Source organism: Mycobacterium sp. TH-M116 (genome assembly GCF_057473685.1).
In genome coordinates this window covers 1-5,989 of sequence record NZ_JBYCLC010000382.1, presented here as the reverse complement: position 1 = coordinate 5,989, position 5,989 = coordinate 1, and the positions used below count along the sequence as shown (strand labels likewise).

At 67.1% G+C, this 5,989-nt stretch carries 5 protein-coding genes and 1 tRNA gene; 3 read left to right on the top strand and 3 right to left on the bottom strand.

Going from position 1 to position 5,989, the window contains the following annotated elements:
- Positions 1–54 precede the first annotated feature (54 nt).
- The 3 genes from AC2VOK_RS19885 to AC2VOK_RS19875 all read right to left on the bottom strand — a co-directional run bounded on the left by AC2VOK_RS19885 (position 55) and on the right by AC2VOK_RS19875 (position 1,266).
- The gene (locus tag AC2VOK_RS19885) at positions 55–585 is read right to left on the bottom strand and encodes a DinB family protein (RefSeq protein ID WP_428901973.1); all 531 of its coding nucleotides are present in this window, start codon (positions 583–585) and stop codon (positions 55–57) included.
- A 97-nt stretch (positions 586–682) separates the two neighbouring features.
- Positions 683–970 carry a DUF1330 domain-containing protein gene (locus AC2VOK_RS19880; protein WP_428901972.1) on the bottom strand — a complete coding sequence of 96 codons (288 nt, stop codon included), beginning with the start codon at positions 968–970 and terminating at the stop codon, positions 683–685.
- 222 nt (positions 971–1,192) lie between these two features.
- Positions 1,193–1,266 (bottom strand) — tRNA-Arg (locus tag AC2VOK_RS19875).
- 186 nt (positions 1,267–1,452) lie between these two features.
- On the opposite strand from AC2VOK_RS19875, the gene lipQ reads away from it, so the two are divergent.
- The 3 genes from lipQ to AC2VOK_RS19860 form a co-directional block, all read left to right on the top strand.
- Positions 1,453–2,700 carry an esterase LipQ gene (lipQ, locus tag AC2VOK_RS19870; RefSeq protein ID WP_428901971.1) on the top strand — a complete coding sequence of 416 codons (1,248 nt, stop codon included), beginning with the start codon at positions 1,453–1,455 and terminating at the stop codon, positions 2,698–2,700.
- 152 nt (positions 2,701–2,852) lie between these two features.
- Positions 2,853–4,334, top strand: a complete 1,482-nt coding sequence (locus AC2VOK_RS19865) for a WS/DGAT/MGAT family O-acyltransferase (protein ID WP_428901970.1) — start codon at positions 2,853–2,855, stop codon at positions 4,332–4,334.
- A partial coding sequence (locus AC2VOK_RS19860) for an HAD-IB family hydrolase (protein WP_428901969.1) occupies positions 4,331–5,989 on the top strand: 1,659 nt, incomplete at its 3' end. The genes AC2VOK_RS19865 and AC2VOK_RS19860, both read left to right, overlap by 4 nt.

Below are 5,989 nucleotides of genomic sequence, written 5' to 3'. Positions count from 1 at the left end.
CTCCGCTTGTTGACGATCCAGCAACGCGATACTCGATACAGTGAAAGCCCGTGACTAGGGCTGCTCAGACCCGCGGTCGCAAACGTGTTCTTCCTTGAGTGCTGCATCCGCTCGGTCGAGCTGGCGGCGAATATCAATCAGGTGGTGACTTAGCTCGTGAAGGGTGTGAGTTGCCATCCACCGAAGTGAACGCTCGCCCGGGTTGGGGTCCGGGTAGGCGTACGGGTAGATGACGGTGCGATCCCAGTCGGCGGGCGAGAGCCTGCCGAAAGCATTGGATAGCAACAGCGTTGCATCGCTGAGTTGGCGCGCGACATCGCTGGGGGACTGGTGGTTGTATCCGTCGTGCTCGACCCTCTCGTCGCGCCCCATCGGCTCTGCGACTGGCCGGCCTTGGCGGCGCGCGGCCAGCACTCGTTCACGTTGTACCAAGAGCAGATCGCGGACGTGGCATGCGTATTCCAGCGGTGACCACACGTCCAGCGACGGCCGGGCCCGCAGAATTGTGCCGCTGGTGGACTCGAGCAGATCGACATACGCAGCGGCGAGAGGGCCCGCCGAGGTTGCGAAGTCTTGGCCTTCCATCTGTCCGTAATCGAACTGGCACGCCGCGCATTCCGTCACGTTGCCACCGTAATCGCCGCAACGCGGGTAGGCGCTGTCGCTCTGGGCCTTTGTGGCATCAGACAATCTGAACGTTGATGAGCTCGGTCTTGGCGATGGCACGGTCGCGCTCAGTGGCCAACGCGGTGCGGCGAGGGTCATGCATGTAGGCGTTGAACGCCTCGGCGGACGGAAACTCGAACAGCTGGATCTCTAGGGGCCGTCCGTCGGCGCCGTCGCTTCGGGACCGCTGTACGACGCGGCCACCGTGCTCGGGGACCAGGTCCAAGACCCTGTCTTCGTATGCGATCAGCGCCTCATCCGCCCCCGGATGAGCCCACAGCAGCGCATAGAAAGTGAGGCTCATACGACCAAGCCCACCACACGGCACGCGGTGAGGCGTCACGCACGCGAACGCGAAAATATCCACTGGCCGTATCCCGCCCGCTCAACACTTCACGCTGATTACATTTCAAAAGTTGCGGTAAGGGCGGGCGGTGGCGTCAACCGGTTGACAGGAGGTGGGTTCGAACACTTGGGCGAATCTGCTGGCGCGGGTACGCAACGCGCTGATACCACCTCTGACCAGTGCCCCCGGCACGACTCGAACGTGCGACCTAGGGATTAGAAGGCCCTTGCTCTATCCACCTGAGCTACGGAGGCAATGTGCAGGTCAGTCTAGCCAACGGGCTCGGCGGCGCGGTCGGAGCAACACGACGCACCCGAAAGGGCTTCCGCCGCCGCGATTATCGGTTAGGGTGGTGATCCTCGACACACGTACAACATCGGCTGGACATGAGCCGTTAACCGCAATGAGGCGTGTGCCTGACGTCGAGGGGTGGCGTACCTATGAGCGTGGCCATAGATGTGGCTTCGCGGTGCTCGCGGGCCAGTGCCCACGCGCTGCGACTGGCGGCTGACGCCAGGGATACCTGCCGTGCCAGCGCCCTGCTGCTGCGGGGTTCGCCGTTTGCGCTCGGCTGGGTCGCGGGCTGGCTGTCCACCGAATTTCCGCCGCACGTGCTGACGGGGTACGCGTTGTCCCGGGTAGCGCACCCGGCGGTCGGCCGGGTCGCCACCACCTGGGCGGCGCAGCGCGCCGATCAAGCCCTCAGTGCGGCCCTCGAGGACGCGTTCGGGCCGGACTTTCGCGATGAGGTGTCCCATCCGGCCTGCCGTGAGTCGCAAGGCCCCCCTGGCGACGGCCTGTTCCACCGGCCCGGCCCGCACCGCCGCTATGCTGCGCAGACCTCCGACATCTCCTATGGCCCGGGCGGCACCGAACATCTGCTCGACGTCTGGCGTGGCCCGCACGTCGCACCCGGCAGCCGCGCACCGGTGCTGATCCAGGTGCCCGGCGGCGCATGGACCGTCGGCGACAAACGAGTTCAGGCCTACACGCTGATGAGCCGCATGGCCGAGCTCGGGTGGATCTGCGTCTCGATCAACTACAGCAAGAGCCCGCGCTGCGCGTTCCCGACGCACCTGATCGACGTCAAGCGCGCGATCGCCTGGGTCCGCGAGAACATCGCCGACTACGGCGGCGACCCCGACTTCATCGCGATGACCGGCGGCTCGGCCGGCGGGCACTTGGCGTCTCTGGCGGCGCTCACGCCCAACGACCCGAGGTTTCAACCGGGATTCGAACGCGCCGACACCACGGTCCAGGCCGTCGCCCCCTACTACGGGGTCTACGACTTCGTCGACGCCGACAACATGCACGAACTGATGCTGCCGTTCCTCGAGCAGTTCGTCATGAAAGCCCGCTACGCCAGCGTCCCGGAGCAGTTCGAGGCGGCTTCCCCGATCTCCTACGTCCACCCCGACGCCCCGCCGTTCTTCGTGCTCCACGGCGAAAAAGACGAAGTGGTTCCCTGTGGCCAGGCCCGGTCGTTCTGTGCGGCGCTGCGGGGGGCGGGCGCACCCACCGTCGGCTACGCCGAACTGGCCAACGCCCACCACGCCTTCGACATCACCCCGACGTTGCGATCGCGGCTGGCCGCCAACGCCGTCGCCGATTTCTTCGGCGTCGTCTACGGTCGGCGCTCGAGTTCGCTGATGGATTCGCCACCCCTGGCGGTCACGTCCGCCAGCTGAGGACCGGACCCGTCACCGGGGCGGGCCTTGCGACCGGATCGTGCCTTTCACCAGCCCGTCAACCCGACTAGCGTTGTGCTGGCGATTGGCGATTGGCGATTGGCGAGAGGCTTGGTCGGCGGTGACACCTAGGGCAGGTCGAGTTGGAGATCATGGCTGAGGCAACTGATTCCGCGGGCGTCGTGAAACTATCCGACGAGCTCGGACCGGTCGACTATCTGATGCATCGGGGCGAGGCGAACCCCCGGACCCGCTCGGGCATCATGGCACTGGAAGTCCTTGACGCGACACCGAATTGGGACGTGTTTCGCACCCGCTTCGAAAACGCCTCGCGTCGGGTGCTGCGACTGCGGCAAAAGGTCGTCGTGCCGACCTTGCCGACGGCGTCACCGCGCTGGGTGGTCGATCCGGATTTCACCCTGGACTTCCACGTGCGCCGGGTGCGGGTGTCCGGACCTGGCACGCTGCGGGAAGTGTTCGACCTCGCCGAGGTCATCCTGCAGTCGCCGATGGACATCTCCCGGCCGCTGTGGACGGCCACCCTGGTGGAGGGCTTGCCCGACGGGAAGGCCGCGATGCTGTTGCACGTCAGCCATGCGGTCACCGACGGTGTCGGTGGTGTGGCGATGTTCGCCGAGATCTACGACCTCGAGCGCGAACCCCAACCCAGGCCGACGCCGCCGCTGCCCGTTCCGCAGGACCTGACACCCAACGAGTTGATGCGACAGGGCATCAACCGGCTTCCACTGTCGCTGCTCGGTGGGGTCCTGGGGGCGGTGTCCGGTGCCGTGTCAACGGCCGGGCGGGTGGTTCTGGAACCGACGGCGACGGTCTCGGGGATCGTGGGCTACGCCATGTCGGGTATGCGGGTGCTCAACCGGGCCGCCGAGCCGTCGCCGCTGCTGCGCCGGCGCAGCCTGGCCACCCGCACCGAAGCGATCGACCTTCGGCTCGCCGATCTGCACAGGGCTGCCAAGGCAGGCGGGGGATCGATCAACGACGCCTACCTCGCAGGCCTGTCCGGCGCCCTGCGCCGCTACCACGAGGCCCTCGGCGTGCCGGTCAGCACGCTGCCGATGGCAGTCCCGGTGAACCTGCGGGCCGACGCCGACACGACCGGGGGCAACCGGTTCACCGGCGTCAACCTGGCGGCGCCCCTGGGCACCGCGGACCCGGTTTCCCGGATGAGGAAGATCCGCGCGCAGATGACCAAGCGCCGCGAAGAGCCCGCGATGAACATCGTCGGTTCCCTCGCGCCGGTGCTCAGCATCCTGCCGACCGCCGTGCTGCAGGGGATCACCGGCTCGGTGATCGGCTCCGACGTCCAGGCCAGCAACCTCCCGGTCTATCCGGGAGACACCTACATCGCCGGCGCGAAAGTCCTGCGCGAGTACGGCATCGGCCCGCTGCCCGGCGTGGCGATGATGGTGGTCCTGATCTCGCGGGGCGGATGGTGCACGATCACCGTGCGCTATGACAGGGCGGCGATCCGCGACGAGCCGTTGTTCGCCCAGTGCCTGCTGGAGGGTTTCGACGAGATCCTGGCGCTGGCCGGCGACCCGGCGCCCCGCGCGGCGCCTGCCTCGTTCGGCGAGCCGGCCGCGTCGGCGTCGCGAGCGGTGTCGGGATCATGAGCGCATCCGAGGAGCGGGGGGCCGAACGCGACATGCAGAAACCGGCGACGGACATGCGGCTGCCCGGTTCGGTCGCCGAGATCATGGCCAGCCCACCCGGGCCCAGGATCGGGGCGTTCTTCGACCTGGACGGGACTCTGGTCGCCGGCTTCACCGCAGTGATCCTCACCCAGGAACGTCTGCTGCGCCGGGACATGGGGGTGGGGGAGTTGCTCGGCATGGTGCAGGCCGGCCTGAACCACACGCTCGGGCGCATCGAGTTCGAAGACCTCATCGGCACAGCCGCCTCCGCGCTGGCCGGGCGACTGATCGACGACCTCGAGGAGATCGGGGAGCGGCTGTTCGTTCAGCGGATCGAGTCCCGGATCTATCCCGAGATGCGTGAACTGGTTCGGGCGCACGTGGCGCGCGGACATACCGTGGTACTCAGCTCGTCGGCGCTGACCATCCAGGTCAATCCGGTGGCCCGGTTCCTCGGCATCACGAACATGCTCACCAACAAGTTCGAGACCACCGTGGACGGCATGCTCACCGGTGGCGTGCAAGAACCCATCCTCTGGGGGCCGGGCAAGGCCGCCGCCGTGCAGCGGTTCGCTGCCGAGAACGACATCGACCTCAAGGACAGCTACTTCTACGCCGATGGCGACGAGGACGTCGCCCTGATGTATCTGGTAGGCAACCCTCGGCCGACCAATCCCGAGGGCAAGATGGCCGCGGTGGCCAAGCGGCGCGGCTGGCCGATCCTTCGGTTCAACAGTCGCGGACCAGTCGGGATCCGGCGGCAGCTGCGAACGTTGGCCGGTTTCGGTTCGCTGTTCCCGATCGCGACCGGGGCGGTGGGGATCGGGATGCTCACCCGCAGCCGGCGGCGCGGCGTCAACTTCTTCACCTCCACGTTCTCCCAGGTGCTGCTCGCCACCACCGGTGTCCAGCTGAACGTCATCGGCCGGGAAAACCTGACCGCTCAGCGTCCGGCGGTTTTCATCTTCAACCACCGCAACCAGGTCGACCCGGTCATCGTCGGTGCGCTGGTGCGCGACAACTGGACTGCGGTGGGCAAGAAGGAGCTGGCCAAGGATCCGATCATGGGCACGATCGGCAAGGCGATGGACGCTGCGTTCATCGACCGCGACGATCCGGGCGCTGCCGTGGAGTCGCTGCACCAAATCGAAGAGCTCGCCAAAAAGGGACTCTCGGTCGTGATCGCCCCCGAAGGCACCCGCGTGGACACCACCGAGGTCGGACCCTTCAAAAAGGGTGCGTTCCGCATCGCGATGGCTGTGGGCGCCCCGATCGTGCCGATCGTGATCCGCAATGCCGAGATCGTCGCCGCGCGCAACTCCACCACCATCAACCCGGGCACGGTCGACGTGGCGGTTTTCCCGCCGATCGCGGTGGACGACTGGACGGTTGAGACGCTGCCTGAGCGCATCGCCGAGGTGCGTCGGCTGTACCTGGAGACGCTGGCCGACTGGCCCGCCGGCGAGCTGCCCGAGCTCGATCTCCGCAAGACGAAAGCGGCCAAGAAGGCGCCAACCAAGAAGGCGCCGGCCAAGAAGGCGCCGGCCAAGAAGGTGCCGGCCAAGAAGGTGCCGGCCAAGAAGGTGCCGGCCAAGAAGGTGCCGGCCAAGAAGGTGCCGGCCAAGAAGGTGCCG

What these genes read in the sequence shown, in the direction of transcription:
- AC2VOK_RS19865 (WP_428901970.1), top strand. Translation starts at nt 2,853, where the DNA reads ATGGCTGAGGCAACTGATTCCGCGGGCGTCGTGAAACTATCCGACGAG.
- lipQ (WP_428901971.1), top strand. Translation starts at nt 1,453, where the DNA reads ATGAGCGTGGCCATAGATGTGGCTTCGCGGTGCTCGCGGGCCAGTGCC.
- AC2VOK_RS19880 (WP_428901972.1), bottom strand. Translation starts at nt 970, where the DNA reads ATGAGCCTCACTTTCTATGCGCTGCTGTGGGCTCATCCGGGGGCGGAT.
- AC2VOK_RS19885 (WP_428901973.1), bottom strand. Translation starts at nt 585, where the DNA reads ATGGAAGGCCAAGACTTCGCAACCTCGGCGGGCCCTCTCGCCGCTGCG.